Source organism: Nonomuraea deserti (assembly GCF_004348685.1).
In the GTDB taxonomy this organism is placed as follows: domain Bacteria; phylum Actinomycetota; class Actinomycetes; order Streptosporangiales; family Streptosporangiaceae; genus Nonomuraea; species Nonomuraea deserti.
In genome coordinates this window covers 1-25,832 of the sequence record NZ_SMKO01000150.1, presented here as the reverse complement: position 1 = coordinate 25,832, position 25,832 = coordinate 1, and the positions used below count along the sequence as shown (strand labels likewise).

Annotated in this window: 24 protein-coding genes; 11 read left to right on the top strand and 13 right to left on the bottom strand. The window is 70.7% G+C overall.

Annotated elements, in window-relative coordinates; all coding sequences use genetic code 11:
- A partial coding sequence (locus tag E1292_RS36830) for a beta-propeller domain-containing protein (RefSeq protein WP_246090589.1) occupies positions 1–1,131 on the bottom strand: 1,131 nt, incomplete at its 3' end.
- Positions 1,132–1,163: 32 nt separating this feature from the next.
- Positions 1,164–3,374 carry a serine/threonine protein kinase gene (locus tag E1292_RS36825; protein WP_165974941.1) on the bottom strand — a complete coding sequence of 737 codons (2,211 nt, stop codon included), beginning with the start codon at positions 3,372–3,374 and terminating at the stop codon, positions 1,164–1,166.
- A 133-nt stretch (positions 3,375–3,507) separates the two neighbouring features.
- Here E1292_RS36825 and E1292_RS36820 point away from each other — a divergent pair, with 133 nt between their 5' ends.
- Together E1292_RS36820 and E1292_RS36815 are read left to right on the top strand one after the other, a co-directional pair.
- Positions 3,508–4,101, top strand: a complete 594-nt coding sequence (locus E1292_RS36820) for a TetR/AcrR family transcriptional regulator (RefSeq protein ID WP_132602191.1) — start codon at positions 3,508–3,510, stop codon at positions 4,099–4,101.
- A gap of 5 nt (positions 4,102–4,106) precedes the next feature.
- Positions 4,107–4,844 carry an MBL fold metallo-hydrolase gene (locus E1292_RS36815; RefSeq protein ID WP_132602187.1) on the top strand — a complete coding sequence of 246 codons (738 nt, stop codon included), beginning with the start codon at positions 4,107–4,109 and terminating at the stop codon, positions 4,842–4,844.
- Between the two features lie 6 nt (positions 4,845–4,850).
- Here the strand turns inward: E1292_RS36815 and E1292_RS36810 are convergent, their stop codons facing one another.
- Positions 4,851–5,591, bottom strand: coding sequence for an N-acetyltransferase (locus E1292_RS36810; protein WP_132602184.1), 741 nt, complete (start codon positions 5,589–5,591; stop codon positions 4,851–4,853).
- Between the two features lie 78 nt (positions 5,592–5,669).
- On the opposite strand from E1292_RS36810, the gene E1292_RS36805 reads away from it, so the two are divergent.
- Positions 5,670–7,163: a DUF885 family protein gene (locus tag E1292_RS36805; protein ID WP_132602181.1), complete on the top strand. Its 1,494-nt coding sequence runs from the start codon at positions 5,670–5,672 to the stop codon at positions 7,161–7,163.
- A 52-nt stretch (positions 7,164–7,215) separates the two neighbouring features.
- Positions 7,216–8,037 carry an SDR family NAD(P)-dependent oxidoreductase gene (locus tag E1292_RS36800; protein ID WP_132602178.1) on the top strand — a complete coding sequence of 274 codons (822 nt, stop codon included), beginning with the start codon at positions 7,216–7,218 and terminating at the stop codon, positions 8,035–8,037.
- Here E1292_RS36800 and E1292_RS36795 read toward each other — a convergent pair.
- Positions 8,028–8,969: a DUF2207 domain-containing protein gene (locus tag E1292_RS36795; protein ID WP_132602175.1), complete on the bottom strand. Its 942-nt coding sequence runs from the start codon at positions 8,967–8,969 to the stop codon at positions 8,028–8,030. The genes E1292_RS36800 and E1292_RS36795 overlap by 10 nt on opposite strands.
- A 54-nt stretch (positions 8,970–9,023) precedes the next feature.
- Here E1292_RS36795 and guaA point away from each other — a divergent pair, with 54 nt between their 5' ends.
- Positions 9,024–10,613 (top strand): glutamine-hydrolyzing GMP synthase, encoded by a 1,590-nt coding sequence (gene guaA / locus E1292_RS36790; RefSeq protein ID WP_439331933.1) that lies wholly within the window; start codon positions 9,024–9,026, stop codon positions 10,611–10,613.
- Between the two features lie 266 nt (positions 10,614–10,879).
- Here guaA and E1292_RS36785 read toward each other — a convergent pair whose 3' ends face one another.
- Positions 10,880–12,139, bottom strand: a complete 1,260-nt coding sequence (locus tag E1292_RS36785; RefSeq protein WP_220447240.1) for a serine hydrolase domain-containing protein — start codon at positions 12,137–12,139, stop codon at positions 10,880–10,882.
- 144 nt (positions 12,140–12,283) lie between these two features.
- Complete coding sequence (locus E1292_RS51690) at positions 12,284–12,784, bottom strand: hypothetical protein (protein WP_165974940.1); 501 nt, start codon at positions 12,782–12,784, stop codon at positions 12,284–12,286.
- A 135-nt stretch (positions 12,785–12,919) separates the two neighbouring features.
- On the opposite strand from E1292_RS51690, the gene E1292_RS36775 reads away from it, so the two are divergent.
- A complete protein-coding gene (locus E1292_RS36775; protein WP_132602169.1) occupies positions 12,920–13,297 on the top strand; it encodes a hypothetical protein in 378 nt (125 codons plus the stop codon).
- A 216-nt stretch (positions 13,298–13,513) separates the two neighbouring features.
- Here the strand turns inward: E1292_RS36775 and E1292_RS36770 are convergent, their stop codons facing one another.
- Positions 13,514–14,377, bottom strand: coding sequence for an SDR family NAD(P)-dependent oxidoreductase (locus E1292_RS36770; RefSeq protein ID WP_246090588.1), 864 nt, complete (start codon positions 14,375–14,377; stop codon positions 13,514–13,516).
- Positions 14,378–14,456: 79 nt separating this feature from the next.
- On the opposite strand from E1292_RS36770, the gene E1292_RS36765 reads away from it, so the two are divergent.
- Positions 14,457–15,020, top strand: coding sequence for a TetR family transcriptional regulator (locus tag E1292_RS36765; RefSeq protein ID WP_132602163.1), 564 nt, complete (start codon positions 14,457–14,459; stop codon positions 15,018–15,020).
- A gap of 48 nt (positions 15,021–15,068) precedes the next feature.
- Here E1292_RS36765 and E1292_RS36760 read toward each other — a convergent pair whose 3' ends face one another.
- Positions 15,069–15,440 carry a hypothetical protein gene (locus E1292_RS36760; protein ID WP_132602160.1) on the bottom strand — a complete coding sequence of 124 codons (372 nt, stop codon included), beginning with the start codon at positions 15,438–15,440 and terminating at the stop codon, positions 15,069–15,071.
- Between the two features lie 238 nt (positions 15,441–15,678).
- Here E1292_RS36760 and E1292_RS36755 point away from each other — a divergent pair, with 238 nt between their 5' ends.
- Both E1292_RS36755 and E1292_RS36750 read left to right on the top strand, forming a co-directional pair.
- The gene (locus E1292_RS36755; RefSeq protein WP_132602157.1) at positions 15,679–17,082 is read left to right on the top strand and encodes a hypothetical protein; all 1,404 of its coding nucleotides are present in this window, start codon (positions 15,679–15,681) and stop codon (positions 17,080–17,082) included.
- Between the two features lie 272 nt (positions 17,083–17,354).
- The gene (locus tag E1292_RS36750; RefSeq protein ID WP_132602154.1) at positions 17,355–17,801 is read left to right on the top strand and encodes a hypothetical protein; all 447 of its coding nucleotides are present in this window, start codon (positions 17,355–17,357) and stop codon (positions 17,799–17,801) included.
- A gap of 125 nt (positions 17,802–17,926) precedes the next feature.
- Here E1292_RS36750 and E1292_RS36745 read toward each other — a convergent pair whose 3' ends face one another.
- The 3 genes from E1292_RS36745 to E1292_RS36735 form a co-directional block, all read right to left on the bottom strand.
- Positions 17,927–19,060 carry a serine hydrolase domain-containing protein gene (locus E1292_RS36745; protein ID WP_165974939.1) on the bottom strand — a complete coding sequence of 378 codons (1,134 nt, stop codon included), beginning with the start codon at positions 19,058–19,060 and terminating at the stop codon, positions 17,927–17,929.
- A 184-nt stretch (positions 19,061–19,244) separates the two neighbouring features.
- Positions 19,245–20,618, bottom strand: a complete 1,374-nt coding sequence (locus E1292_RS36740; protein WP_132602148.1) for an SUKH-4 family immunity protein — start codon at positions 20,616–20,618, stop codon at positions 19,245–19,247.
- A gap of 156 nt (positions 20,619–20,774) precedes the next feature.
- Positions 20,775–21,401: a TetR/AcrR family transcriptional regulator gene (locus E1292_RS36735; RefSeq protein WP_132602145.1), complete on the bottom strand. Its 627-nt coding sequence runs from the start codon at positions 21,399–21,401 to the stop codon at positions 20,775–20,777.
- Between the two features lie 221 nt (positions 21,402–21,622).
- On the opposite strand from E1292_RS36735, the gene E1292_RS36730 reads away from it, so the two are divergent.
- Together E1292_RS36730 and E1292_RS36725 are read left to right on the top strand one after the other, a co-directional pair.
- Positions 21,623–22,672 carry a serine hydrolase domain-containing protein gene (locus tag E1292_RS36730; RefSeq protein ID WP_132602142.1) on the top strand — a complete coding sequence of 350 codons (1,050 nt, stop codon included), beginning with the start codon at positions 21,623–21,625 and terminating at the stop codon, positions 22,670–22,672.
- A gap of 41 nt (positions 22,673–22,713) precedes the next feature.
- On the top strand, positions 22,714–23,862 hold the full coding sequence (locus E1292_RS36725) for a serine hydrolase domain-containing protein (RefSeq protein ID WP_132602139.1): 1,149 nt from the start codon (positions 22,714–22,716) through the stop codon (positions 23,860–23,862).
- A 27-nt stretch (positions 23,863–23,889) separates the two neighbouring features.
- Here E1292_RS36725 and E1292_RS36720 read toward each other — a convergent pair whose 3' ends face one another.
- Together E1292_RS36720 and E1292_RS51685 are read right to left on the bottom strand one after the other, a co-directional pair.
- Positions 23,890–25,080 carry a S8 family peptidase gene (locus E1292_RS36720; RefSeq protein WP_165974938.1) on the bottom strand — a complete coding sequence of 397 codons (1,191 nt, stop codon included), beginning with the start codon at positions 25,078–25,080 and terminating at the stop codon, positions 23,890–23,892.
- Positions 25,077–25,832 (bottom strand): hypothetical protein (locus E1292_RS51685; protein ID WP_165974937.1); only part of this gene is annotated, 756 nt, incomplete at its 5' end. The genes E1292_RS51685 and E1292_RS36720, both read right to left, overlap by 4 nt.

Genomic DNA, 25,832 nt, shown 5'->3' with positions numbered 1-25,832 from the left:
GGTGGTGGGAGCACCCTGCGTGGGGGTGCGGCCAGGAGCGGCGGGAGCGCTTCGCGAGGGGGTGGAGGTGGGAGCGTCCGGCGAGGTGGCGCCGTCCGGCGACGTGGTGGGAGCGACCGGCAGCGGGCGGAACGGCATGCCCCACCAGCGCGGGTTGCTGGCCACGTAGAGGCTGCCGCCCGTGCCGTACACGATGTCGCCGTCGGCCGCCAGGGCGATCGGGTCGGTGCCCGTCGCGGTGACGCCCTTGGCCAGGTCGATGGTATGCACGGTCAGCATGGAGGTGCCGGTGTGGTCGGCGGGGTGGCTGACCCGGTCGCACGCGACGGTGGTCTCCTTGGCCGTCCCCGACGCGTCCGTGATCTTGATCTTGGGCAGCCAGGCCTCGGCCGGTGCCTTCCGTACGGCCTCCTGGTTCCGCTTGACGCGCTCGGCGTCCGGGATCATCGACCTGACCTGGGGGAAGGTGATGTCCGGCTGGCTGCGGGTGACGAGCCTGACCGTCGACCCGACCATCCTGGCGTCGACGTACGTGCCCTGCGGCTCGACCGTGCTCAGCACCTTGGGCTCGCCGGCCAGGTCCACCAGCACGTACCGGGTGTCGCGCGGGGGCCCGAAGGAGCGGTACACGGCGCCGCCGCCCCGCAGCATGACCAGCGCGCGGTCCCCGGAGATCAGCAGGTCGGCGGGGACGCCGGGCCCGTCGCCGTCGGTCAGGTCGAGGGACTCGGTGACCTTCTTCGTGGCGGTGTCGACGATCCGCAGGGTGCCGTCCGTGACCGTGACGAGCCGGTCGCCGTCGGTCTTGACCAGGTCGGGCTCGTCCACCCCCGCCTCGTGCACGTTGGTCGTGGAGTGCTCGGGGGTGCCGGTCGTGTCCGCCCCGGTGTCGGCTCTCGCGTCCGCCCTGGCGGTCATGGGCATGACGTTGCCGAAGCCGTACGGGCCGACGTTCTGGGCGGCTTTCTCGCGCAGGCCCGCGAGCAGGTCGTCGCATCCGGTGTAGGCCACCAGGCGGACGGCGCCCAGGCTCGTCTTCCGGGGCGGCGCCCCTTCCGGCGAAGAGGCGCAGGCGGCTGCCACCGTCGCCAGCGCCGTGGCGGTCACGGCCGTGCGGATCAGCGTCTTCATGCCCTCCATCACGGGCGTGCGGGCAGGATGGTTCAGGAAACTCTGTCCGGATTGATGGTGAACGCCGGGCTGAAGTTGATCTCGTCGGGCACTTCCAGCAGCTTGCGCAGCAGTTTGCCGCTGAAGTCGACCACCTGGACCTCGTCGTTGGGGCCGTTGTCCTGCTCCCAGCAGTAGAGGTGGCGCTCGTCGTAGAAGCCGAGCACCTTGTCGCAGTCGGAGGAGAACTTGCGCAGGCGCTCGCCCGACTCCGAGTCCCAGACGCAGTGGTCCCCGTCGTCGCCGTTGGGGCAGTTGGTGACGAACGCGCCGCCCGAGGGCGAGAAGATGTCCTGCGTGCCGGCCGACATCGTGCCGATGCCGGGGAACGAGCGGGTGGCCTTGCCCTGGGCGTCGAAGAAGCGCAGGCCCTGGTTCTTCTCGTCCCCATAGACGTTGACCGTGCCCTCGTCGGCGCCGTCGAAGCCGAAGGCGGTCTCGCGGATCGAGGTGTCGGCCACGTCGATGGTGGTGGCCTTCTTCGTGGCCACGTCGATGATGGTGAAGCCCAGGTGGAGCCAGTCGTCGCCGTTCTTCTTCTCGGTGTTCAGCAGGATGCGCTCGCCGTCTTTCGACCAGGCCCTGATGGTGCTGATCAGGGGGTCCTTCACGGTCTTGATCGTGGAGCGCTCGCCGGAGTCCTGGTCGGTGATGACGATGAAGTCGAAGTCGTCGGAGCTGTAGCTCCTGCCCCGGTGCGCGAGGTAGCGGCCGTCGGGCGAGACCATCGACTCCCAGTTGCCGGCGTACTTCGTGTACGTGCCGTGCAGGGAGTCCCTGGCGTAGTCGATCCAGTCGTCCTTCTTCTCGTCCTTGATCTCGTAGGAGGTCAGGAAGATCGCGTCGGCGGGGTTCTCGTACAGGTGGATCTCGCCGCCGGGGAGTCGCGTCCTCGTGCCGGTGGGCGGCACGGCGGCCCGCGTGGTGCCCGGCGACGGGTCGCGCGTCGCAGCGGTCCGCGAGGGATCGGGGGTCCTGGTGCGGGACGGCTCGGCGAGCGAGGCCTGGTTGACCTGGATGGTCACGACCACGCCGGCGAGCATCAGCAGGGCGATCGCCACCGTGACGCCGACGATCAGCGGGGTCCTGCTCTTGCGCTGCGGCTGCGGGGCGTACCCCTGATGGGTGGTCTGCCCGTGCCGCGCCGGCGGCCAGGGCCCGGGAGGGTGCGGGGGCGGGATCGTGGCGGCGTGCGGCCCCGGCGGCGCGACCGGGCCGTGCGGCCGGCCGAAAGGCGGCCCCGAGTGCGGCCCCGAATGAGGCCCCGAGCGCGGGCCCGTGTGCTGTCCCGAATAGGGCCCAGGGTGCGGCGCCGAAGGTTGTCCTGGGTGAGGGGCGAGTGGCGCCTGGGGCGCGGCCTCCGCGGCGGCCTCGGCGAGGATGCCGGCGTTGGGCGCGGGGCGCTGCAGCAGCCGCATGATTACCTGCTCGGCGGTCGGCCGCTGCGCGGGATCCTTGGCCAGGCACGCGACCACCACGTCGCGCAGCTGGCCGTCCAGCATGCCCAGGTCGGGATGCTGGTTGAGGACGCGGTTGATCACCGCGGGCATCGTGTCGCTGCCGAACGGAGCCCGGGCGGAGGCGGCGAAGACCATCGTGCTGGCCCACGAGAACATGTCGGCGGCCGGGCCGGCGGTGTGGCCCATGATCTGCTCGGGCGCCATGTACGCGGGCGTGCCCACGACCGTGCCGGTGATCGTCGCGGTGGCGTTCAGCGCCCGCGCGATGCCGAAGTCGATCACCCGCGGCCCGTCGGCGCCGATGATCACGTTGGCGGGCTTGAAGTCGCGGTGCACGATGCCGGCCTGGTGGATGGCGGCCAGCGCGGTGGCGGTGCCGATGGCCAGCCGGTGCAGGACGGAGCCCGAGCGCGGCCCCTCCTCCAGCACGACCTGGTGTAACGACGGCCCCTCGATGAACTCGCTGATGATGTAGGGGCGGTCCTGCTCGACGCCGGTGCCCAGGACGGCGGCGGTGCAGAAGGGCGCGACCTGCTGGGCCACCTCGACCTCGCGCAGGAACCGCTCGACGCTCACCTGGTCGCCCGACAGGTCGGGACGCATCCACTTGACGGCCACGCGTGTGCCCGACGGGTCGCTGGCGAGGTAGACGACGCCCTGGCCGCCCTCGCCTAGCCTGCCGGTGAGATCCAGGCCGCCCAGCCGTGACGGATCTCCGGGTCGTAGCGGAGCGATGGATGCCATGGAGGAATTGTGTCCCCATGCCATGCATCGGCAAAAACTACCTGCCGGTAGCGATACCGAATCTTCTTCCTCCCGGCACATGGCGTCCGGTGGCGGGACATCGCGGTCCCGCTGCTGCGTATACGCTGTAAACGTGACTGATCCGGGTACGGCCGAGCGCATCGTGACCGTCGCGCAGCGCATCCTCCACGAGGAGGGCGCCGCCGCGGTCAGCATGCGGCGCGTCGGCGACGCCGTGGGCATCACCGCCATGGCCATCTACCGGCACTACCCCAACCGGGAGGCGCTGCTGCGGGCCGTCGCCAACCGGAGCGCGAGCGAGCTGGCCGCGGAGTGGCGGCGGCGATCTCCCTCGGGGGATCTCCTGGAGCGGATCTCGGCGGCGCTCGACGACTTCCTCGACTTCGCGCTCGGCAACCGGCACCTGTTCCAGTTCCTGATCCTCGACGCGTGGACGGGGGCGCGCCGCTTCCCCGAGGACTTCCGCGACGGGCAGGGGCCGCCGTTCACCGTCGTCACGGACCTCGTCGAGGAGGGCATGCGCACGGGGCTGCTGCGCGCGGACGACGTGCTCGAGACCGCGCTGGTGGTCACGTCGTGCACGCAGGGCCTGGTGCAGCAGTACCTCAGCGGCCGGATGGGAATGGACGAGGACGACTTCCGCGCGCTCTGCCACCGGTCGGCGCGGCGGATAATCAGAGGGCTGGCTCAGAACGGGGATAGGTGAAGGCTGTGGAGATTCGTTATGCAGGAGGGCCGACGGCGGTCCTGGAGATCGGCGGGGTGCGGCTGCTGACCGATCCCACGTTCGACCCGCCCGGCGACTACCCGATCGGCGACCGGAAGCTCACGAAGACCGCGGGGCCCGCCTTCGGCGCCGACGCGGCCGGGCCCGTCGACGCCGTGCTGCTCTCGCACGACCAGCACCCCGACAACCTGGACCGCGCCGGCCGGTCCCATCTGGCGTCCGTGCCGCTGGTGCTCTCCACCGGGTCGGCGGCCGAGCGCCTGGGCGCGCCGGTGCGGGCGCTGCCCAACTGGGCGTCCGTCGAGGTCGGGGCCGTGCGCGTCACCGGGGTGCCGGCGCAGCACGGGCCCGACGGGACCGAGCACCTCGTGGGCGAGGTGACCGGATTCGTGATCGAGGGCGAGGGAAAAACCGTCTACGTGAGCGGCGACAACGCCTCGCTCGACGTCGTACGCGAGATCGCCGGGCGGACCGGCCCCGTGGACGTGGCGGTGTTGTTCGCGGGCGGGGCCAGGACACCGCTGGTGGACGGCGACCTGACGCTGTCCAGCGCCGACGCGGTCACGGCCGCCGAGATCCTCGGGGCGGGGCACGTGGTGCCGCTGCACTTCGAGCACTGGACGCACTTCACGCAGGGCAGGGAAACGGTGGAGCGGGCGTTCGCGGGATTCGGCGACCGGCTGCGCCTGCTCGCCCCCGGCGAGCGTACGCGTCTTCCCTGACCCGGGCTACAGCGGGTGGCTGACCCAGACGTTCGGCTCCACGTAGACGGCGTGGTCGTGCTCCACGTCGCAGTGCACGGGATTGAGCGCCCCCGGCACCTCGACGGCCCCCGTGCGGTCGAACGGCAGGCCGGTCCACCCTCGCCACTCCGCGAGCGTGCCTGCGATCACCATCGATCGCGGCGCCACCTTGACGATCTTCCCGCCGGCCCGCACGTGCACCCGTAACCAGGCGTCATGGGGCAGGCCGTCGGGGCGGGTGCGGAAGGCGTACTCGCTCATGGGGGTGTGGGGTTCGAGGTGCTTGGTGTTGGGCCTGACCGGTGCGACGAGCTCGCCGAAGCCGCGGCCGGCGGCGTGGCGGCGCATCGCCGCCACCATCTTCGCGGAGAGCCCCGTCCCCTGCAGGTCGCGCCGCACGGTGATCTCCAGGGCGGACACGGCGTCGGGCCGGGTGCCGCGTTCGCGGGCCAGCCGGCCCGAGCGGATCACGCTGTCCCAGCCGCCGTCGGGCAGCTCGGACCCGTTCGCCACGAACGGGATCATGCACGCCCGCGCCACCAGCCTGCCGGGTTCGGCGTCGTCGTCGGCCACCAGCACGTAGTCGGCGTAGGTGGTGGTGGCGACCGCGTAGAACAGGTCGGCCATCGGGTCGTTGAGCATGAACTCCTGCCACGTATGGTCCATGTCCCACAACGCCGACGCGAGCTCCGGACGCTCCGCGAGCGTCGTGATCTGGAGGGCCATACGGATCAGTTTCGCATTCCGGTCTACAGGGACGCGCGCCATTAATCTGTGCAAAGTTGGTGCGCTAGCGTCGGCGGCATGACCGAACTTGACGCCAGGTTGAGAGCCGTTGCCGACCTGATCGTGCCCGAGGCGCGCGAAGGCGGCGGCAGGCACGAGTACGACGGCCGGATCCAGGACCTGTCGCCCGACGGCGTACGCGCCGGACTGGCCCGGCTCGGCGAGGGAGCCGCGCCCGCCGACCCGCACGACGCCAGGCACCTGGAGGTGTTCGAGGAGAGTCTGCGCACCCAGCTCGGCGAGCTGGCCCTGCACCGCAGGAACCCGCTGCCCCACCTCTCCAACCTCGACCTGGCCTGCTACGACCGCGACTACGCCCCGGCCGGCGACCGGGCCGCGGCCAGGGCGGCCCACCTCGCGCTCTGGCCCGAGGCCGTGGGCCACGCGCTCGACGCGCTCGACCAGGTCCCGGCCCCCGTCGCGAAATCCCTGGTGAGCACCGCCAAGGGCCTGGCCGCCGGGGTCACGGACGGGGCCGCGCTGGAGGCGCACGGCAGGCTCGTCGCCCACATCGAGAGGGCGGCGAACGAGGGCGACCCCGACGCGGCGCTCGGCGGCGAGGCCCTGGCCAGGCTCATGGGCACGGCCGAAGGGCTCCCCGTCGACCTGGGCAGGCTGGCGGAGCGGGCCGACGCCGAGCGCGACCGGCTCATGGCGCTGCTGGCCGAGTCCTGCGCCAAGCTGGGGGAGCAGGGCCGCCCGCCGCTCGACGTCGTACGCGAGCTGGTCAAGGACCACCCCGACGCCGACGGCGTGATCGAGGCGGCCAGGATCGGCACGGAGAAGGCCATCGCGTTCACCCGCGAGAAGGACCTCGTGCCCTACCACGACGGCGAGTGCCTGGTCGGGCCGGCGCCCGAGTCGCGCCGCTGGGCGATGGCCATGATGTCGTGGAACGCCCCCGGCGAGCCCGAGGGCCCGTCCTGGTACCACGTCACGCCGCCCGACCCGAGCTGGCCGCGGCGGGACCAGGAGGAGTGGCTGGAGGTCTTCAGCCGCACCACGCTGCCCGCGATCAACGTGCACGAGGTCGCTCCAGGGCACTTCTCGCACGCCAGGGCGCTGCGGCGGGCCCCGTCTGAGGTGCGCAGGTTGCTGCAGTCGACGGCGTTCATCGAGGGCTGGGCCCACTACGCCGAGGAACTCTGCGTCGAGGAGGGCTTCGAGGCCGGCGACCCGCGCTTCGAGATCGGCGTCTGGCTGGAGGCGCTGATCCGCGTCACCCGGCTGGCCTGCGCGATCGGCGTGCACACCGGCCAGATGACGGTCGAGGAGGGCGCCAGGCGGTTCGAGGCGGACACGCACCTGGCCGGCCCCGCCGCGACGGCGGAGGCGGAACGGGCATCCTTCGACCCGACGTACGGCCGCTACACGTGGGGCAAGCTGCTCATCCGCGACCTGCGCGAGCAGGCCCGCGAACGATGGGGCGCCGGCTTCACCCTGCAGCGCTTCCACAAGTCGCTGCTCGATCTCGGTTCGCCGCCTCTGGGCCTGATCGCGGGCATCCTGTAGCGTCTGGTGATCCGGAGCACCCTGCAGTGCCGGTCGCTGAGGAGGTCTGTCCGTGCGCGAGCTCTCCGGCAAGGTCGCCGTCGTAACGGGCGCGGGCAGCGGCATCGGGCGGGCGCTGGCCCTCAGGTTCGCGGCCGAGGGCATGACGCTGATGCTCGCCGACGTCGATCACGGCGCGCTCGCGGAGACGGCCGCGCAGGCGGGCGACGCCGAGGTGCTCACGCAGATCACCGACGTGTCCGACGCGTCCTCCGTACGCCACCTGGCCAACCGGTGTTTCGGCGAACTGCGGGCCGTACACGTGTTGTGCAACAACGCGGGCGTCTTCCAGGGCGGCCACCTGTGGACCCGCGGCGAGCAGGACCTCGCCTGGCTGCTCGGCGTGAACCTGTGGGGCGTGCTGCACGGCATCCGCGAGTTCGTGCCGCGCATGATCGAACAGGACACCGAGGGGCACATCGTCAACACGGTGTCCGTGGCCGGGCTGTCCACCACGCCGGGAGCGGGCGGCTACTCGGTCGGCAAGTACGCCGCGCTGGCCGCCTCCCAGGCGCTCGCCCACGACCTGGCCGACGCGGGTTCCAAGCTCCGCGTGACCGCGCTCTGCCCCGGCGCGGTCAGGACGCGCATGGCCGACTCGGCGCGGCTGCGTCCCCCGGGCCTGGCCACCGTGCCCGGCCCGGACGAGGTGGCCGCGCAGGAGGCGGTGAGCAGGGCGGCGGAACGCGGCATCGAGCCGTCCGAGGTCGCCGGCCTGGTGGTGGAGGCCATCCGTGACGAGAGGTTCCTGCTGCTGACCGACCCGGAGCACGCCGCGCGGCTCCGCCTGCAGACCGAGACGCTGCTCAGCGGGCGCCTGCCGCTTCACCACTGACGTTCGTGGGCCAGCACCCGCACCACCGCGCCGGTACGCGGTTTGACCAGCAGGCGTACGGAGTCACCCGGCAGCACATCCTGGTAGACGCCCTGCTTGACCCGGAACGCGATGGCCGTCTCCGAGCTGCCGTCGTGGACCGCGATGAAATAGATGTCGGTCTCGCGGTCCGTGTCGGCCTTGACCCAGCGCTTGACGACATAGCCGCTGATCTCCTGCCGCTTCGGGCCCCGCGCGACGGTGGCCGCCGGGACGATCTCCACGCCGCGCCAGCCGCTGCCGGTGAAGATCCATTCCTGCTGCGGGTTCACCTCCACGCGCCCTGGCCCGGCGACCTCACGTCCGGCGGGAGTCAGCAGGAACCCGCGGCCCGCCATGAGCAGCCCCGGACCGGCCACGCACGACACCATCGTCGCGATCATCCCGGGCCAGGACAGGCCGGCCGCGGACACGGTGGCGAACCACGGGATCACCAGCCCGCCCGCCAGCAGCACCGGGACGATCATGCTCGGCCAGCGCCGCCGCGCCAGCCCGAGGTCGATGGCGCACTGCCGGACCAGGGGGAGGAACTCGCGGTCGAGCGCCTGCCCGTCGGGCATGAGCGCGATCACCGGGGCCCGCGGAGCCCCGCCCATCCGGGCGCTCACCTGGTCGAGCACCCATCGCTCGTACGGCAGGAGGGGCTCCGCCCGCCGCGGCGCGAGCGACAGCCGGTCGCCCTCCACGATGGCCCACCCGCGCCCGGCCAGCTCGAACAGCGCCGAATGGAACACGTCCTGCACCCGCATGCCGCGTAAGAGCTCCGCCACGGGGGCGGGCGCCGGATGACGCTGCTCCCGCTCCGGGGTCCTGTCGCGACCGGACACCTTGAAGGCGGCGGCCAGGGTGGCGACCCACAGAGCCCAGGTCGTCGCCGGCCAGACAAGATCCATTGTTCTGTGTTAGCACGAGAGCCGGAGCCAGGCCAGGCGTAATCCACAAGGCCGATAGACTGTAGTCACCGCGTTCCGCCTTCTGGAGGGTTTTCAGTGTCTGAATTCGACACGGTTCTGGTGGTCGACTTCGGCGCGCAATACGCGCAGCTCATCGCCAGGCGGGTGCGCGAGTGCCACGTCTATTCCGAGATCGTCCCCTCGTCGATGCCCGTCGAGGAGATGATGGCGAAGAATCCGAAGGCGATCATCCTGTCCGGCGGCCCCTCCTCGGTCTACGCCGACGGCGCGCCGCCCGTGCCGCACGGGCTGTTCGCGACGGGCGTGCCCACGTTCGGCATCTGCTACGGCTTCCAGGCCATGGCGCAGGCGCTGGGCGGAGAGGTGGCCCGCACGGGCGTCGCCGAATACGGCGGCACCGCGCTCGAGGTGCTCCACGAGGGCGTCATCTTCGCCGGCCTGCCGAGCGCCCAGAAGGTCTGGATGTCCCACGGCGACAGCGTGGCCGCCGCCCCCGAGGGGTTCACGGTGACCGCCTCGACGAGCGAGACGCCGGTCGCCGCCTTCGAGCATCCCGAGCGGGGCCTCTACGGCGTGCAGTTCCACCCGGAGGTGCTCCACTCCGAGCACGGGCAGACGGTGCTCAGGCACTTCCTCGAGGCGGCCGGCTGCCGCCCGTCCTGGACCATGCTCAACATCGTCGAAGACTCCGTCGAGGCCGTGCGCCGCCAGGTCGGCGACGGCCACGCGATCTGCGCGCTGTCGGGCGGCGTCGACTCCGCGGTGGCCGCCGCCATCGTGCAGCGCGCCATCGGCGACCGGCTGACCTGCGTCTTCGTCGACCATGGCCTGCTGCGCAAGGGCGAGGCCGAGCAGGTCGAGCGCGACTTCGTGGCCGTCACCGGCGTCAAGTTGCGCGTCGTCGACGCCGCCGACCGCTTCATCAAGGCGCTGGAAGGCGTCACCGACCCCGAGGAGAAGCGGAAGATCATCGGCCGCGAGTTCATCCGCGTCTTCGAGGACGAACAGCGCGCCATCATGGCCGACAAGCCCGTGGAGTTCCTCGTCCAGGGCACGCTCTACCCCGACGTGGTCGAGTCGGGCGGCGGCACCGGCACCGCCAACATCAAGTCCCACCACAACGTCGGCGGCCTGCCGGACGACCTGCGGTTCACGCTGGTGGAGCCGCTGCGGGCGCTGTTCAAGGACGAGGTCCGCCGGGCCGGCGAGGAGCTCGGGCTGCCCGCCGCCATGGTCTGGCGCCAGCCGTTCCCCGGGCCCGGCCTGGGCATCCGCATCGTCGGAGAGGTGACGCGCGAGCGCCTTGAGCTGCTGCGCGAGGCCGACGCGATCGCCCGCGAAGAGCTGTCCAGGGCCGGCCTCGACCGGCAGATCTGGCAGTGCCCCGTGGTGCTGCTGGCCGACGTGCGCTCGGTGGGGGTGCAGGGCGACGGGCGCACCTACGGGCATCCGGTGGTGCTGCGCCCGGTGACGTCGGAGGACGCGATGACGGCCGACTGGGCGAAGGTGCCCTTCGACGTGCTGTCCCGCATCTCGACCCGGATCACCAACGAGGTGCGCGAGGTCAACCGCGTGGTGCTCGACGTGACCAGCAAGCCTCCCGGCACCATCGAGTGGGAGTGACACCCCGCTGGGCCTGAAGACGATCTTCTACGGCACGGCCGAGGTCACCCCACCCGCCGCACGCGGCTGAGGGCCTCCAGGGCGACGCCCTCTGACCCGCACGTTGCCGGCCGCCGCGACGGCGTCCCTTGACCGTCTGAGCGGCGAGGCCTTGCCCGACGGCTGGCAGCCTCGACGGTCTGCGAGCCGTGTCCGCGGACCGCCCGACAACAGCGCCGAGCCCCGGGTGCGTGCGCTTCCCGTGGCTCGGTCGGATGTGACGCGGGTTATCGTTCGGCGCACAGGGCGGTGTCGGCGGCCTTGATGACGCTCATCGCGGCGCGTTCCGTGGCGGGCAGGGTCGTGACGGCGATGGTGGCGGCCCGGCCCCGGTCGGTGACGCCGCCGCGGGTCTCGTAGCCGTCGATGTCGCCGCCGTGGCCCCATGCGGTGCCGCCGCAGCTCAGCGGCATCTTCATCAGGCCGAGCCCGTACTCCCAGCCGGCCGGGAAGCCGGGTGCCTTCATGGTCTTCTTCATGGCCGAGAGCTGCGCGGGCTTGAGCAGCTTGCCGTCCATCAACGCGAGCCAGAAGCGGTTGAGGTCGCTGGGGGTGGCGATGAGCTGGCCGGCCGCGCCGCCCCACGACGGGTCCAGGTGGGTGATGTCGACGAGCCTGCCGCCGGGCTTCCTGGAGGCGTAGCCCTTGGGGTGGCGCTCGCGGATCGTCTTGACGCGCTTGCCCGGCCAGTACGTGTGGCGCAGGCCGATCCGCTCGATGATGCGGTCGGTGATCGCCTCGCCGACGGGCCGGCCGTCGACCTTCTCGATGAGCAGGCCGAGCACGATGTAGCCGGTGTTGCTGTATTCCCACTTCGTGCCCGGGGCGAACGACGCCTTGTGGGCGAAGGCGGTCTTCAGCAGGTCCTGCGGGCTGCTGTACTTGTTGCGGACGTCCAGGATGTTGGGCATCCAGCGGGTGTAGTTCGGCAGGCCGCTGGTGTGCTGGAGCAGCTGCCGTACGGTGATCTTGCGGCCGTCGCCGGACTTGCCCCGCAGCAGCTTCGGCAGGTAGGTCTCGATCGGCTCGTCCAGCTCGACCTTGCCCTCGCCGACGAGCTGGAGCACGGTGACGGCGGTGAAGCTCTTGGTGTTGCTGGCGATGCGCACCTGTCCGTCGACGGGCACCTCGGCCTTGGTCTTGAGGTCGCCGACACCGGCGGTGTAATAGCGGGTCCTGCCCTCGCCGTCCTCGACGGTGGCCAGCGCCCCCGGAAACCTGTGCTTCTTGACCAGGGCGTTCAGCTGCTTCTGCAGGGCGTCGTCGCCGCGGTAGCGCTTGGCGTCTGTGACCTCGTCGCGCATCTCGTCCAGTTCGGCCCGCAGCTCGTCGGCCGGGTTGTCCCGGGCGACCTTCGCGCGGTCGAGGCCGCCCACGGCGGCGGCGGGGGCGGCGGCCACGCTCATCGCCGCCAGCGCCGTCAGCGCCGCCGCGGCCAGGACGCGCATACGCCGGGGGGTCGTGGAGGAGGAAGAGAGACGCGACATGGGGAACGCTCCTGCATTCGGGGGTGGTGTCCGCTCCGGACACGGACAAGCATGCCGTCGGGGCCCACCCTCGAACGATCCCGCGCGCTGGAGCTTGTCGGGTACAGCCTGCTGTACGTCCGCGACGCCCGGTGACCCGCCGTCCTAGTGCGTGATCTTGATGACGGCCTTCTTCCCCTTGACCGCCAGCACCTCGAAGTCGACGTCGTTGATGGTGCTGGGGCCTCCTTGGTCCGGCGTCTGCTCGGACAGGGTGGCCTGCATGCCGGACGCGGTGACCATGCGGAAGGTGACCGAGTCGTTCTCGACGCTGACCTGGACCGGTGCCAGGCCCCACCTGGCGTCCAGCGTGATGGTCCGCCCGTCCGAGACGAGCACCTCGCACTTCGCGTCCCGGCACGCCCGGAGTTTCGTGCCGTTCCTGGCCTTCGGGAGCGACGACGCCGTCGGCGAGGGGGTCGCCGACGGGGAACTCGCCACAGGAGAGGACGGCGCGGGAGAGGACGGCGCCGGGGACGTCGGTGACGTTGCCGGGGCGGCGGCCGGCGAGGCCGTCTCCTCAGCCGGGGCGCCGCAGCCGGTGAGCAGTCCGGCAACGGTCACCGCGCTCACCAGCGCCATTCGCCTGGTCGGTCCGCCTGGCATCTCTGCTCCCTCGCTCGCGCGACGACATCGGACACCAGTGTCGTACCGCGGCCTCGGGACCCCTCCCGCCGGATGCCCGATATAAAGATCGCACCCCTGCGGCGAATCGCCGTAAAACCGATGAAAGGTAAGACCATGCACAGGAAGGCCATCAGCGCCCTGACCCTTGCGTGCGCCATGGTCGTGACGCCCGCCATGGCCGCCACCCCCGCCGCCGCCGCGGCCAAGCCCAGCTACCGCGGCTGCTACGACGGGAAATGCAAGTTCACGTTCTCGAAGGCCGTGAGCTTCCGCATCTCCGCGAAGCGTTACGGCTTCTCCAGGGTGTACGTCTCCAAGGAGTACGTCGGCGGCATCTTCAACCAGGACATGGTCGTGGTGCGGGGGCCCGGCATGACCTCCTCCCTGGGCGAAGGCGCTCGGGGCAACATGCGCAGGAACGGCAAGAACGCCCTGTCCTTCCGCGTACTGGCCATCACCAGCAAGGGCGCCACGATCCGCTTCACCGGGTGATGACAGGGGCCTGATCGTGGATACGGCAGCCGCGTCGCCGGTGACGGACCGGCCAGCGGCGGTGCGGCTGCCGGGGCCAGGGCGCGGACGGAGGGGGTGAGCCTCGCGAGGCCGGCGGAGGGTCCTGCCGGCGCCGACGGTCGGTGTACGACGGCGCCCCGGCCGGCCCGAGGAGCGCCGTGAGGATCGTCCGGTGCGGGGGACGTGGCGCGGACGTCAGACCGTTTCCCTGGTCAGGGCTTCGCACAGGGTCCAGATCGCGTCCTGGTTGCGCCGGTCGAGGGCGCTGGCCGGCCAGGGAACGCGGCGGCATTTCCTGCCGAAGTACGTCCCCGTCACCCCTTCCACGTCGTCGCTGGAGGCCAGATAGACGCTGGAGCGGGACGGCTTGCTCAGGTCGCCGAAGATCCGCGGCGTCACGGCCCGCAGCAGCGGGACGATCGGGCGGTACACGTAGGGGAACCCGGCCGTCGTCATCGACTGGTTCATCGGCGTGTGGCCGTGGCCGGGGTAGGCGACGTTGATCGTGACGCCGCTGCCGGCGACCTGCTCCTGCTCGGCGAAGCGCAGGCTCATCGCCATGAGCATCGTCTTGGTGTGGTTGTACTGGCTGAACGTCCATCCCAGGTAACGCCGCTCCGCCTGCAGGTTGTCCAGCTCGATCGGGCCGCCGGGGATGCCTCCGGTGATGTTGACGACCCGGCCACCGAGCAGGGGCAGCAGGAGGCGGGTGAGCGTGAACGGGGTGAGCACGTGGGCGGCGAAGGTGGCCTCCACGCCGTCTTCTGTGAGGATGCGGCGCGGCGGGTTCGTACCGACGTTGTTGATCAGTACGTCGAGCCGGTCGCAGCGTTCGGCCACCTGAGCGGCGAGCCTGGCGAGGTCGCGCTGCCGGGTCACGTCCGCGGCCAGGGCCTCGACCCGGCCGCCGCCCGCACTGAGCTCGTCCGCCGCCCGCTGCGCGCGTACGGGATCGCGGCCGACCAGGATCACCCGGGCGCCGCGCGCGGCCAGCCCTCGCGCGGTCTCCTTGCCTATGCCACCGGTGCCGCCGGTGACCAGGACAGTCTTGCCGTCCATGAGATCCACCACCTTCGAGATCGATGGACCAAATATGACACCGAGTGCCACAGATGGCAATCGGTGTAGGATGGAAGCCATGGAAGGTCTGCGGGATCGCACCAGGCGCGCCGTACGCGCCGAGCTGGCCGGGCGGGCGCTGGAGTTGTTCGCCGAGCGCGGCTTCGACGAGACGACCGTCGACGACATCGCCAGGGCGGCCGGGATGTCGAAACGCAGCTTCTTCCGCTATTTCCCGACCAAGGAGGACGTCGTCTTCGGCGAGATCGAGACGATGGGGGAGCAGGTCGCGCAGGAGATCGCCGCCCGGCCGCCGCAGGAGGAGCCGTGGCAGTGCCTGCACGCGGTGCTCCGCGGCTGGGAGTCGCGCATCAACGCGCAGGCCGACGCGATGCGGCTCGTCGAGTCCACGCCCGCGCTGCGCACCAGGCTCCTGCAGAAACGCGACGAGGCGCGTACCCGGATCATCCAGGCACTGGCCGACCGCGGGATGCCGCCGCTGGAGGCCGACCTGGCGGCGGCAGCGGCGGGCGCCGCACTGGACGCGGTGGCCCGCGAATGGCTGCGCACCGGCGGCTCCATCGACCGCCTCACCCTGGTCGACCGCGCCTTCACCATGCTGCGCCCGGCGTTCCTCGGCTGATCATCCTGCCGGCTGCCCGCACGCGAGATTCAGCCGCAGGACACCAGCTCACTCCCAATCGGAGCAGCTACCCGTTTCCTCGCAGACTCGGATCTCGCGGACGACGCCCGGGACTTTCCCCCGTTCGTCTTTCTTGTCCGGTTTACGATCCCACTCGTTGTGTACGCGCTCTTCCGCCCAGCGTGAATCCCACCACCTGACCTGGGCGACGACATCATTCCCGTCCTTCTCGCCATCGAACGCCACGACCGTTCTGGTGCCGGTCCAGACGATCGCATAGTCCGAACCGTGTTCGACCCTCTTGGGATAGAGCGCACCGGACGATGCCGCTGCCGGTCCCTGTATCAGCACCGTGGCCAACAGCGCAGCGGCCGTTCCGGCGAATGTCCGGACGGCGCGGGACCTCACGTTCCTCATCATGCCTCTCTTCCTGACACGCGTGCTCTCTTGATCGCCTGGTCTGCCGCCGCTCCGGGCACCTGCGATGGTCAGGCACCTGGCAGCGAGATGCCGAGCATCCTCGTGGACCGGGTGTTTCCTGCGTGTTACCGGACGGGGCGAGGCGGACTCGTGAGCAGCCGGCAGCTCTATACCGGCGGCATACCGGCGCCTCCTAGGCTGACCGCGTTCGTCCACGGATCTTGCTGAAGGGAACCCGGTGTCCCGTTCTGTGCTCGTCATGGTCGCAGCGGTGCTGCTGTCGATGCTCCCCGGCGTGGCCCGCGCCGAGGCCCCCGGCGCGGTGGGGACCGCAGGTAACCTCATACGGGAGGCGGAGCCGCGGGCCGACGGGATCAGGCACGTCGACACCAAGGTGATGATCGCGGGGTTGAAGGCCCTCAACGCCAACACCTACGTCTACCCGATGGCCGGCGACAACGTGCACTGGGAGGACCTGCGTCGCGAGTTCCTCCCGGCGGCCGCCGCCGCCGGAATCGACGTCTGGGTGCTGGTGTACGCGCCGAGCCAGGCGGTCTGCTGCGTCTCCCGGCCGTACAAGCACGACTACGTGGCATGGGCGCGCGAGATCGCGACCCTCTCCAAGACCCACCCGAACCTGATCGGCTGGACCGTGGACGACTACGGCCACGACCTCAGGACGTTCACGCCGGAGTACGTCAAGCAGATGCGTGCGGCGGCCAGGCCGATCAACCCGTCGTTGAAGTTCGTCCCCACGGTCTACTACAGCCAGTTCACCGACGCGTTCATCGCCGAGCAGGTCCCGTTGCTGGATGGGGTGATCTTCCCCTTCCGGGACGAGCCCCACCGGGACACGTCGTGGACATGGAGCCTGTCGTACCAGGTCAGGCAGCTCGCCAAGCGGCTTCCCGGCACCGACGTCTACCTGATGCCGTATGCCCACCCGCTGAGCCACGCCGCCCAGAAACCGACGGTCGCCTACGTCGAGGCCGTCACCAGGAAGGCCCTCGAGCACGTCCGGGCGGGGGAACTGTCCGGGATCGTGCAGTACAAGCTCCCCTTCGTGTCCCGCGACGCCGGCTGGACCCGGCCCGCGAGCGACAACCTCGCCCGCGCCGGCAACGGGCGGCTGAGCTTCGTCGTTCAGCAGGAAACCACCACCAAGGCGGGGATGTGGTGCGGCGCGAGCCGTCAGGTCCAGCTCACGCCGGGCGCCGGCAAGTACAGCGTGAGCTTCTGGCACGGGGACGGCCGTGGCCGTGGCAACCCGGCCGGGTTCCACGTGAAGCAGCTCCTCCTCAACGGCACGGTGGTGTGGCAACAGGACGTCGCCGCCAACGACCACGCGTGGCAGAAGACCACGGTCGACCTGACGGCCCGACTGGCCGGGGCGAAGAGCGCGAAGCTGGAGTGGCGGCTGTACGAGCGCAAGGGCGTGGGCAACTATTTCGTCGACGTCAGCGTGGACGACATCGTGGCCACGGGCCTGCAGTTGAGCGACCCGGGCGTGGAGAACGCCGTCACCTGGACCGCCGGCCTGGCCCGGCAAGGCGGACCGGTCTACTGCTCCGCCCAGGTCTACCACCAGAACTACGGTGCCGATCTCGGCGCGCGGATCGCCAGGTCGTACGCCGCCGGATAGCCACGGACCGGCGGGGTCACGCGGGCGCGGCGGGGGACGCGGTGCGGCGCGGGGGAGGCGCGGAGAGACGCGGTGCGGCGCGGGGAGACACGGGGAGACGCGGTGCGGCGCGGGGAGACACGGGGAGACGCGGTGCGGCGGGCGCCCGGGACCGGTCCCGCGAGGCCGTTTGTAGGGTGCCGTGCCATGGAGTCCTCGCTCGAAGCGCGCCGGTCTCCAGCAGACTCCCGCCTTTGACGCCTCAACGGCGTCCGTGCCGTCATGGAGGATCGATGGTCGACCGCCAGTCCCTGCCGAAGGCTCTCTCGCCCGCCAGGACCTCTATGTTCCTCCAAGGGTTTCTCGGCATCGCCGGGAGCACGTTCTTCCTGGTGATAGTCGCTTCGTTCGACGCGGGCGAGGAGGGATCAGGTCTGCTGGCGGTGCTCGCGACGATCTCGCTGGTGTTCGCCGCCACCCTGACGGCCTGCGCGGTCCTGCTGCCCCGCCGGCTGCCGTGGGTCCGCGTCACGGTCATCGCCGTCGAAGGCCTCATCACCGCCTCCGCGCTCATCGGCATCGCCTTCGCGCTCGCCTACGATTCGGTCCATCCGACGCAGGTGATCCCGCTGGCCTTCAGCGTGCCGGTGCTGGTGACCATGATCCGGTCCGACGCGCGGACGTGGTTCGCGGGTGGGGAGCCGCGCGTGGAACTGAGCGGGGAGAAGCTCCTGCCCTGACGAACGCCGCTTCGGGCAAGGGGCGCTCGGCTGCGCGCCGATTCCCTTGACCGCGCACGCCGTCGAGGAGTACGCGCGCGGCGCCTCCAGCGCGAGGACGTGAAGGCGCGCGGCGCGGTGGTGCGCTACTTCTCGGGGCAGAGGACCGCTTCTGCCGCCTTCTTGGACAGGGGGTCGATGGCCGGATCGCTGTGCTCGGTGGCCAGCGTGAGTGACATGATCAACTGCACGCTGCCGTCCCTGGTGCTGAAGGTGAGGGCGTTGAAGCCGTATGAGCTGCCCTTCGCGTGTCCGTACGTGCCTTCGTCGTCGCACACGTCGAGGTTGGGGGCGCGGTCCGGCTCGGAGGAAGGCCGGCCGGCGTTCAGCGCCTCCTTCTCTTCCTTCGTGAGGATCTTGTCCATGGCGAACGCCCGGTGGAAGGCGCTGAGGTCGTCGGCGGTGGAGATCACGCCGCCGGCCGCGTAACCGTAGCTCATGTTCTGGTTGTCGAAGTCGACCAGCTCGCCGTTCTTGCCGGGGAAGTAGCCGTGCCCGTGCGGGCCCTTGATGCTGCCGGGCCACCTGGTGGGCAGGTAGGTGTCGTCCATGTTCAGGGGCTCGAAGAAGCGCTCCTCGAACTCGGCGGCCAGGGATTGCCCGGTGAACTTCTCGATGATCAGGCCGAGGAGGTAGTAGTTGGTGTTGGAGTAGGAGAACTTCTCACCCGGCTCCTGCTCGCGCGGCAGGGTGCGCGACTTGGTGATCAGCTCCATCGGTGTGTAGCGCGTCTCGAAGTCGAAGGGGTCGATGAGCTCGGGGGTGTACCAGTTGGGGATGCCCGAGGTGTGGTGGATCATCTGCTCCACGGTGATCTCGTCGGCCCGCTCCACCAGGTCCTTCTCCACCACGACCGGCAGCACCTCGCTGAGCTTGGAGTCCAGGTCGAACTCGCCCTCCGTGACCAGCTTCATGATGGCCGCGGAGGTCATGGACTTGGTCTGCGACCCGATCCGGAAGCGGGCGCCCGCCGGGATCCTGCCGCCCTTGCCGTCGAGGAGACGCGTGCCGCCCGAGCCCTTGTCGACTCTCTTGCCGTCCACGTAGACCGCGCCGATCGCGCCGAGCACCTCCGGGCTTCTCGCCAGCTCGGACAGGGCCTTCTGTACGTCCCCCGTCCGGGGGCGGGTCGCTTCCGCGGCGGTGGCCGGTGCCGTGACACCCAGCGTCAGCATCGCGCACGCCAGGCCGGCCAGACCGACTGCTTTCGCATGCCTCACGAGGAAGATCCTCTCTGCAGGAAATGCCGGACGTGGCCGCATCGGGTGTGAGACGCCTGTCGCCCGGACTCGTAGCGACTGTCTAGACCGGCGGTGGTTTCCCGGCTGTTTCGCCTGTCGGCTGCGCGACGCCGGGCGGCGGATGGCACCCGGTGATCGATCTCGCTGGTGGCTCAGCCGGTGTTCACCGGTCGCGATCGGCCCGCTTCGGGCGGAGCAGGAAGGTGGTGCCCGCGTCCTGCGGGCTCTCCACCACGAGTCCGGTGGCGGACAGGACCTGCGCGATCAGATCCCGGTCGCCGGCCCACTGCAGCGTGAGCTCGTCGACCAGGTCGCCCCGGGCGTCGAAACACGACGTGTGCGCCTGCGTGGTCCAGAAGACGGCCTTCGCCGACGCCCCGGCCTCGTGGACGTGCTGCCAGGCTCCGGAGACCGTCGGCCAGAGGTCGGGTTCGGCGAAATAGCCCTGCTCGGCGAGCCGGTCGAAGGCGCGTACGACGCGGCACAGGTCGGAGGAGACCTCGCCGCCTGCCACGCAGGTGACGAACCCTTCCTCCGGTCTGTTCAGGCCGTGCACCGCGGCGAAGAGCGCCTCCATCGCTTCGTCCGCCTGCCTGCTCAGCTCCTCGGCGTCCAGGTCCAGCAGCGCGTCGGGGTCGCCGTCCCGCTCCGCCTGGCCGGGAACGGAGACCACGAGGCCCTCCCGCGCGAACACCGACTGGATCCGCGACGGCAATCCGCCCCGCCAGGAGATCGTGACGTCCTTGACGAGCGCGCCGCCGGGTGCGAAGTGATCGGCCAGGTCGGCGGGCAGGCTCAGCAGGCCGCTCGTCTCGGTGTCGGCCGCGAACCGCCCCGCGTCCACGATCTGCCAGCCCTCGTCGGTCAACCGGCCGAGTGCCTGGTCGAAGCGCTCACGCTGCGCGCGCCGCGGCTCGGCGGCCGGCGCCGGGCCCGGCCCGGAGGAGGCGGCGCCGACCTCCGCACGGCGCTGCCGCAGGAACGCGCGCGCCTCATCGATGGGGCTGCGGTCCATGAGGTCGTCCATGACCATCGACCACCAGGCCTCTGCGTCGCGGAAGGCGTCCGGATCCAGCTCCTTCAACGACAGCCACAGCTCCTCGGTGCAGCGCGGTCCCGCGTCCTCGGGCGCGCCGTTCAGCGCCTGCTGGCGCAGCCGGAGCCGGCGGAGGAACTCGACGAAGGTCGCCGGCGAGCTGTTGATCCGCTCCGCCTGGGGTTCCCCGTCGAGCGAGAGCAGGCCGACGACACCGCTCCGGATGTCGAGGAAGTAGCGAGTGCCCGCCCCTCCCGGCGTCCCGCCGAGGATGAGGACGTCGACCTCCCCGCTGCCGGTCTTGAACACCACGAGAGAGCCCGTCCGCGGCTCGTCGGAGACGGCCGTGGTGAACGCATGGTCCGCGCGCACCGGCAGCCCGACCTGGCACAGGACGTGCGCGTCCGCCTCCGAGAGCCCCATCTCGGCGCACTGCCCGGCGTCCATCAGCAGCAGGCCGTCGTCGCCGAACGCCTCGACCATCTCTTCGTGCGTGACCACGATGCAGCACCTCGTCGTTGCGGAAGGCCCGTGGCGCCAGGCGTCGAGCCAAGATCAAGTCCGCACCAGCGTAGTGGCTCTCCTCCGGCCGCCGACCGTGGTTCGCGCGGCCCATGCCGAGGCCCGGTCGCGCCGTGCGTTCGTGTGTACGCCTGGTCAATCCGTGCAGAGCTGGGCGCGCAGAGTGTCGAGGGCCCAGCGCTCGAACCGCTCGGGCGTCCAGCCCCGGTCACGGGTGAACACCAGGTAGAGGTCCGGGCTGAGCACGCCGTACAGCAGGTCGGCGGCGTCGGAGACCTCGGGACGTGCCCCCGGCTTGGCCATCAGGCTGTCCGCGGCGGTCCGTGTCACCGTGTAGCGCGGATCCCGCTCATCGGGCCACATCTCGGCGATCTCCGGGTCGGTGGCCACGGCGATCTGCAGCACCTTGGTCATCGGGGCCACCCGCTCCAGCACGGCCCGGGTGCCCGCGACGTACAGCCGCAGGTGCTCCTGAGCCGTGGCGGCGTCCAGCGCCTCGCGGAACCACGGCCGGTCGAGGGTCGCCACGGGACGGTCGTCGCCGGCGATCGTGACGTCGACGAGCTCCTTCAGCAGGCGGCGTTTGTTGCCGAACACGAAGTAGACGGTCTGCACCGCCACGCCCGCCTCGTCGGCGATCTGCTGCAGCATGGTCGCGCCATAGCCCTGCGCCACGAACAACTCCCCGGCGGCCTGCAGGATCCGGCGCCGGGTCTCGGCGGACTTCTGCGCCTTCTTGTTCGGCTTCCTGTCCTCGCTCACGGCCAGCAAGGCTAGCCGAACTCTAGAAGCGGACTACAAAACGACGGTGGACGCCCTCGCCTCCAACGGCAAACGAGGAGGAAACATCCACTCGGCCATAAAGGACGGCGAGGGTGCTGGTGCGCCTGCCGGGGGCCGGGTTCGACCCCGGCCCCGGCAGGCGTGCGCCCACGCCCGGCGAGACCGCCACCGCGCGGGCCGCGTGACTTGAGGGAGACATCGTGGGACGTACGACTGCCGCCGGTGCGGCAGCCCTGGCATGTGCCGTGCTGCTGGCTCACCCCGCCCCCGCGGTGGCCGCCGCCCCGCCCACGATCGGGGACGTGCAGCGGGCCATGGACGAGCTCGCCGAGGACGCCGGCGTGGTGGGCGTCATCGGCGAGGCGTTCCACGACGGCAGGCGCATCGGCCGCGGCTCGGCCGGCTCCCGCCTGATCGGCGGCAAGGGCGGCAGGATTCCCTCCGACTCCCGCTTTCGGGGCTGGTCGCACACGAAGGGCATGACCTCCGATGTGATCGCGCAGCTGGTCGAGGAGGGCAAGTTTTCCCTGGACGACAAGCTCGGGGACCTGCTGCCGGTCGTCGTCGATAAGGACCTGGTGGAGCGGGCCGGTGAGATCACCGTGGACCACCTGCTCAAGCACACCTCCGGCGTCCCTGACTACGGCGGAAGGCTCGACCTCTTCGACCTCACCTACCACTCACCGATGGATCTGCTGAAGGTCTCGCGAGGGCTGGAGCGCGCGCAGGATCCGGGCGAGAAGTTCTCCTACTCCAGCACCGGCTACGTCCTGCTCGGCCTGATCATCGAGAAGGAGACCGGTGACAGCCTGAGCGCGGCCTTCGCCAAGAGGCTGTGGGAGCCGCTGGGCATGACCAGGACCTACCTGCCCACCAGGCCCACGCAGCGCATCAAGGGTCCGCACGGGCACGGCTACTACCCCGACGACAAGGGCAGGCTGCGCGACGCTGACCGGCAGAACGCCACCAACGCGTGGGCGGCGGGCGGCGTCGTCTCCACCGCGAAGGACCTCGCCGCCTTCTGGCGGTATCAGGTTGGCGAGCGGCCCCCGAAGGAACAGCCCGGCACGTGCATCGCCATCTCCGCCCTGGGGTCGGGCCCGGGATCCCTCGCCTATCTCTTCACCACGAAGGACGGGCACCTGCAACTCGGCGTGAACGTCACCCTGAAGGTCCCCAACACCAGTGCAGGCGACCTGCCGGAGAAGGTGGCGCAGGCCGCCGAATCACTGCTCTGCTCCGCAGAGTGACGTTGACCGGGACCTATCCGCTTCATACGAAAGGAAATAACGTGAAACGTGCGACAGTGGCCGGCCTGGCCGGGTTGGCCTGCGCGATGCTGACGTTGGGGGTCGCCGCACCCGCCGCCACGGCCGCCGCGGACCGGCCCCGGCTGGGCAACGTGCAGAAGGCTCTGTCGGAGCTGGCGAAGAGCTCGAAGATCGTGGGCGCGATCGGCGCGGTCTACGTCGACGGCAGGAAGGTCGGCAAGGGTTCGGCGGGCACCCGCCTGCTGAACGACAAGGGCGGCAGGATCCCCGCGAGCGCCCGCTTCAGGATCGGGTCACAGACCAAGCTGATGACCCAGGTCGTCATCATGAAGCTGGTCACCGAGGGCAAGCTGTCGCTGGATGACAAGCTCAGCGACCTGCTGCCGGTCGTGGTGGAGAAGGACCTGGTGGAGCGGGCCGACGAGATCACCGTGGAGCAGATGATCCACCACACCTCCGGCATCCCCAACTGGTACACGAAGGAACTGGTCGACTTCTTCGACTTCGACACCTACTACCCGCCGTTGGAACTGGTGAAGAGGTCGCGCACGGTGGAGCGGTCGCAGGAACCGGGCGAGAAGTTCTCCTACTCCAACACCAACTACATGCTCCTCGGGCTGATCATCGAGGACCTCACCGACCACTCCGTGTCCCGGGAGTTCGAGCGGCGCATCTTCGATCCCCTCCACATGGACGACACCTACCTGCCGGTCAAGTTCCCCGGCGGCATCAAGGGCCCGCACGGTCACGGCTACTATCCGGACGACAAGGGCAAGCTGCACGACTTCGACCGTCTCAACATGAGCTACGGCTACGCCGCCGGCGGCGTGATCTCCACCACCGACGATCTGAGCGCCTTCCACCGGGCGTTCGCCCTGAACAAGATCCTGACGAAGGAGGAGAAGGAGGCGCTCAACGCCGGACGCCCGGCTCCAGAGCCGAGGCCGTCCGAGGCCAAGTCGGGCAAATCCGCCGATTCGCAGGTGTGCGGGGGCGAGTACGGGCCCGTGAAGGGCGGCTCGACCGGCTTCAGCGCGCTCACCTACACCTCGCGGGACGGCAGGGTGCAGTTCGTCGTGTCCGTCACGATGGGCGCCAACCACACCGATCCAGCCATCGATCCGCAGGTCAAGAAGGCGGCCGAAGCCGTGCTCTGCCCCAGGAAGTAGCGTTCACCTGTCCGGTGAGGCACCGGGTCAGACGCGCCGTCGCCGTACCAGGAAGAAGGTGCCGGCGAAGCACAGCAGGCCGATGCCTATGCCCACGCCCCCGATGACCAGGTATTCCTGGTCGATCGGGGGATGGGTGATGGGCGAGTCGGTCGGCCCGTCACCGAAATGTTTCTCCCCTTCGTACGCCGCCGCCTTCGATGCGGCGCCCTTGGCCGTGGCCGCCGCCCGTACCGCGCGGTCCGCGTTGACCATCCCGTGGCCGAGGAACAGGGTGTAGCCGTTCGGGGGTTTCGTGGCGGTGCGGACGAGGATGTCGCGCACCTGCCGCGGGCTGAGATCGGGATTGCGCGACAACATGAGCGCCACCGCGCCCGCCGCCAGGGCACACGCCGGCGAGGTGCCCTTGACCATCCGGTAACCGCCGGTGTTGGTGGCGCTTCGGATGTCCACGCCCGGCGCGGCGATCGTGTTGTAGGTGTGAACCTGGGAGAACTCCGCACGCCGCCCCTGCGGGCTGACGGCGGCCACGCCGAGCACACCGGCGTACGCGGCGGGATAGGACACCACGTTGTTGGCGTCGGTGGCGAGGCGGTCCGTGGAGCCGCCGTTGCCCGAGGAGGCGAGCACGACGACGCCCTTGCCGGCGGCGTAGTCGACCGCCGCGGCGACGTCGTCGAGGTAGTCGTTGAAGCCCGCCCATTCGTCGGTGCCCAGGGACATCGAGATGACCCGGGCGCCCTTGTCGACCGCGTAGCGGACGGCTCGGGACACCGACGTCTGCATCGGCAGGAGTTCCTTGTCGAAGGTGCCGCCTTTGCGCCACTTCTCCCACTCCTCCTCGATGCGGTCCCTGCCGGGGTCCTCGTGATCGAGGATGACCCGCAGGGACAACACGCGGGCCTTGGGGGCGACGGACAGCACGTTGGAGGCCATCGCGGTGCCGTGCTCGCCCCAGTGCGGGTCCCCCTTCTCGGCTCCGTAGCGGAGGAAGTCGGGCCCCGAGGTGACCCGTCCCCTGAACGAGGGATGGCTGGTCACCACGCCGGTGTCGAGCACCGCGACCGTGACGTTCTCGCCCTGGCTGGTCCGGTGGGCCTGCGGGACGTCCATGGCGTTGAGCTCCCAGCCGGCCGGCGCGGCGGCGTGGGCGGGAGCGGCCGCCGAGAGGAGCAGCGGGACGGTGAGGAGGGTTGCGACGGTCGTCCTGCGGATCACGGTCTCGCCTCCTGGATCTCGTCCCTCAGATGGGCGGTGGTGCTCTCGGCCAGCCCGGCGGCGATCTCGCCCCAGGGGGAGCGGTCGATGCGCTGGTCGGCCTCGCGCCTGCCCCATGGCGGCGGGAGCTCGCCGGCGCGCCGCCCGTCGGCCGGCCCTGAGGTCACCGCGACGAACAGCGTCGCGACCGAGTCGGCGCCGCTTCCGGCCCGCGCGCCGTCCGTCCAGTCGACGCCTTTCGCCGGCAGGGCCCGTACGCCGTAGTCGCGCTCCTCGCGTTGCGCCTCGTACAGGATGGCGTCCAGGTCGTTGGCGGAGTCGTCGGCCGGGAACACGACGATGGCGACGGTGGCCGCGGTCCCTCCCGTGCCGTCGACGTAGGTGGCGCGCAGCGCCGTCTGGCAACCCCGCTCCTGCGCCTCCTTGGCGAGCCCGCCGGCCAGCGCCTTGCCGCAGGAGGTCTCGGGCGAGATCGCGGCCCGCGTCCAGCCGCCCCGCGCGTCGCCGCGCCGATCGGGGTCGCGCATGCCGATCGCCGGGGGGAACAGCGTCTCCGCCGGCAGGTTGCGCCACAGGTTCTTCGCGTACCGCTGGTTGAAGATCTCCTGGTTGCTGTTGGAGAACGCCTGGGCGATGACCCCGCCGCCGGCGAGCGTGCACAACACCCCGAAGCAGGCGATCAGCACGCCGAGGACGACCCGGACCGGCCCGGGCCTGCGCCTCGGGGCGGCGGGCGGGGGCTGGTGCGGAGC